The following is a 3,284-nucleotide window of genomic DNA, read 5'->3' on the forward strand; positions in this document are numbered from 1 at the left end:
GCTCTCCAGTAAGGACGACGCCGATGAACCATTTCCTCGACATCCACAAGACGACGCAATCCGACCTCAGGGCGATGATCGATCAGGCCCGCACCATGAAGGACGCGCGCAACAACCGGCCCAAGGGGATGCGCGACGATGAAACCCCGCTTTCGGGGCGGCTGATCGCGCTCATCTTCGAAAAGCCCTCGACCCGGACCCGCGTCTCCTTCGATGTCGGGGCCCGCCAGATGGGGGCCGAGACGATGGTGCTCTCGGGCAAGGAAATGCAGCTTGGTCATGGCGAAAGCATTGCCGACACCGCCAAAGTGCTATCGCGTTTTGTCGATCTGATCATGCTCAGAACCTTCGAAGAGGCGACGCTTCTGGAGATGGCCGAACATGCGACCGTGCCGGTGATCAACGGGCTGACCGATGCCAGCCACCCGTGCCAGATCATGGCCGATATCGTGACCTATGAGGAACATCGCGGCCCGATCAAGGGGCGCAAGTTCGTCTGGTCGGGCGACGGCAACAATGTCTGTTCAAGCTGGCTCCATGCCGCCGGGCAGTTCGGCTTTGACCTGACCTTCACCGGCCCCGAGACGCTCGATCCCGATCCCCGTGCGGTGGCCTTCGCCCGCGAACGCGGCTCGAAGGTGGAGATCTCCCGCGATCCGCTGGAAGCCGCGAAAGGCGCGGATGCCATCGTCACCGATACCTGGGTCTCGATGCACGATCCCGAAAGCGCGCGCGAACGGCGGCACAATCAGCTGCGCCCCTATCAGGTCAATGCCGCGATGATGGGGCAGGCCAAACCGGCCGCGCTCTTCATGCACTGCCTGCCCGCGCACCGGAACGAGGAGGCGACAAATGAGGTCATGGACGGCCCGCATTCGGTGATCTTCGACGAAAGCGAAAACCGGCTCCATGCGCAGAAGGCGATCCTGCGCTATTGCCTCGGGGTCTGAAGCGCATTGTCTGGCAAGAAAGTGCGGTGCTGCCCCGGCGTGCGTACTTCGCTTTGCGCCCTTTGCCTCCAGCGCCCTTTCGCCCGGATTCAAGCGCGACGCGCGCCGGGCGAGCGCCTGCCCGTCCCGGCGGGCTGGCGCTTTTGCGGCAGTGTGCGTCGCATGAGCGATTAGGGGCTTTGCTGCCATAAAGTGCCCCGAATACACGTTGCTGCGCCACCCCAAGGGCAGGCGCTCGCCCGGCTTGCGGTGCAACGGTGTCAACGGCTGCAATGTCCCGTCGGCAGAAAGTCGAACCGGCACGCTGCCGAAACATCCGGCCCTCTTGATCCATACCCTCTTCCCGTCTATACGCCCCCGGTGGTCCCTCGCGGACCCGACTCACAAATCAAGAAATGCCGTGTTTGGCCCATCCCGTCGCTGGGGGCCAGTTCCGGCCAAGGAGAAGCGACATGAAACTGAATGAACTCCGGGACAATCCCGGCGCTACCAAGAAACGCATGCGGGTTGGCCGTGGTCCGGGTTCGGGCAAGGGCAAGACCGGCGGCCGTGGTATCAAGGGTCAGAAGTCCCGTTCGGGCGTGGCCATCGGCGGTTATGAAGGCGGCCAGATGCCGCTTTACCGGCGTCTGCCGAAGCGCGGCTTTACCAAGCCGAACGCCAAGAAATTCGCGGTTGTGAACCTCGGCCAGCTTCAGGCTTTCGTTGATGCGGGCAAGCTCGACGCCAAGAAAGAGATCACCGAGGATATCCTCGTCGCGTCCGGCATTGTGCGCCGCAAGCTCGACGGTGTCCGGGTTCTCGCCAAGGGTGAGGTCAAGGCCAAGCTGAAGCTCGCCGTCACCGGCGCGTCGAAAGCGGCGATCGAAGCGGTCGAGAAGGTCGGCGGCGCACTTGTCGTCACGGCTGCGGCACCTGCGGCGGAAGCCACCGAATAAGGTGTTGTCGGCGACCCCCGCGGCGCTTACATAAGCAAAAGTTTTCCTAGCGCCGCCGACCGGAAAACGGTTCGGCGGCGCTGTCATACAAGCGAGACCGGAATGGCATCTGCTGCAGAGCAAATGGCGGCGAACTTAAGCTGGGGGGCCTTTGGCAAGGCCACCGACCTTCGCCAACGTATCTTCTTCACCATCGGACTTCTGATCGTCTACCGGATCGGCACCTATATCCCGGTGCCCGGTATCGATGCGATCGCATTGCGGGAGTTCATGCAGAGCGCCAATCAGGGCATCGGCGGCATGCTGCAGATGTTCACCGGCGGCGCGCTGGGGCGGATGGGGATCTTTGCCCTCGGCATCATGCCCTATATCTCGGCCTCGATCATCGTCCAGCTTCTCACGGCGATGGTGCCCGCGCTCGAACAGCTCAAGAAAGAGGGCGAGCAGGGACGCAAGAAGATCAACCAGTATACCCGCTACGGCACGGTCCTGCTGGCGACCTTCCAGGCCTATGGCCTTGCGCGCAGCATTGAAGCCGGTGATCTGGCCCATGAACCGGGGCTTTTCTTCCTGCTTGCCTGTGTCATCACCCTTGTGGGCGGCACGATGTTCCTGATGTGGCTCGGTGAGCAGATCACCGCGCGCGGGATCGGCAACGGTGTGTCGCTGATCATCTTCGTCGGCATCATCGCCGAGGTTCCCGCAGCCCTGGCACAGTTCTTCGAACAGGGCCGGATCGGTGCGATCTCGGCCCCCGTGATCATCGGCGTGATTCTGATGGTGATCGCGGTCATCGCCTTTGTCGTCTTCATGGAGCGGGCGCTCAGGAAGATCCACATTCAGTATCCCCGCCGTCAGGTGGGCATGAAGGTCATGGACGGTTCTTCGTCGCATCTGCCGATCAAGGTCAACCCTGCGGGCGTTATCCCGGCGATCTTTGCTTCGTCGCTGCTGCTGCTGCCGACGACCATCTCGACCTTCTCGGGCGCTCAGACCGGCCCGGTAATGTCGATGATTCTGGCCTATTTCGGCCCCGGCCAGCCGCTTTATCTTCTGTTCTTCGCTGGTATGGTCGTATTCTTCGCCTACTTCTATACCGCCAACGTGTCGTTCAAATCCGATGACGTGGCCGACAACCTGAAGAACCAGGGCGGTTTCATTCCGGGTATCCGTCCAGGTGCGAAGACGGTCGATTACCTCGACTATGTCGTGGCGCGGATCCTCGTAGTCGGGTCGGGCTACCTCGCAGCCGTCTGTCTGCTGCCCGAGATCCTGCGTTCGCAAATTGCGATTCCGTTCTATTTTGGCGGTACATCGGTGCTGATCGTCGTGTCGGTTACGATGGACACGATCAACCAGGTGCAGTCGCATCTTCTGGCGCATCAGTATGAAGGGC

Annotated in this window: 3 protein-coding genes; all 3 read left to right on the forward strand. The window is 61.8% G+C overall.

Annotated elements, in window-relative coordinates; translation table 11 throughout:
• Positions 1-23: 23 nt before the first annotated feature.
• Positions 24-950 (forward strand): ornithine carbamoyltransferase, encoded by a 927-nt coding sequence (gene argF, locus WBB85_RS10420; RefSeq protein WP_432638554.1) that lies wholly within the window; start codon positions 24-26, stop codon positions 948-950.
• 452 nt (positions 951-1,402) lie between these two features.
• Complete coding sequence (gene rplO / locus WBB85_RS10425; RefSeq protein WP_432638552.1) at positions 1,403-1,888, forward strand: 50S ribosomal protein L15; 486 nt, start codon at positions 1,403-1,405, stop codon at positions 1,886-1,888.
• A 102-nt stretch (positions 1,889-1,990) separates the two neighbouring features.
• On the forward strand, positions 1,991-3,284 hold a 1,294-nt coding region (gene secY, locus WBB85_RS10430; protein ID WP_432638553.1), incomplete at its 3' end, for a preprotein translocase subunit SecY.

It is taken from the genome of Albidovulum sp. (genome assembly GCF_049646345.1).
Lineage (GTDB): Bacteria > Pseudomonadota > Alphaproteobacteria > Rhodobacterales > Rhodobacteraceae > Albidovulum.

Coding starts and splice junctions, on each gene's coding strand:
- argF (WP_432638554.1), top strand. CDS start 24: ATGAACCATTTCCTCGACATCCACAAGACGACGCAATCCGACCTCAGG.
- rplO (WP_432638552.1), top strand. CDS start 1,403: ATGAAACTGAATGAACTCCGGGACAATCCCGGCGCTACCAAGAAACGC.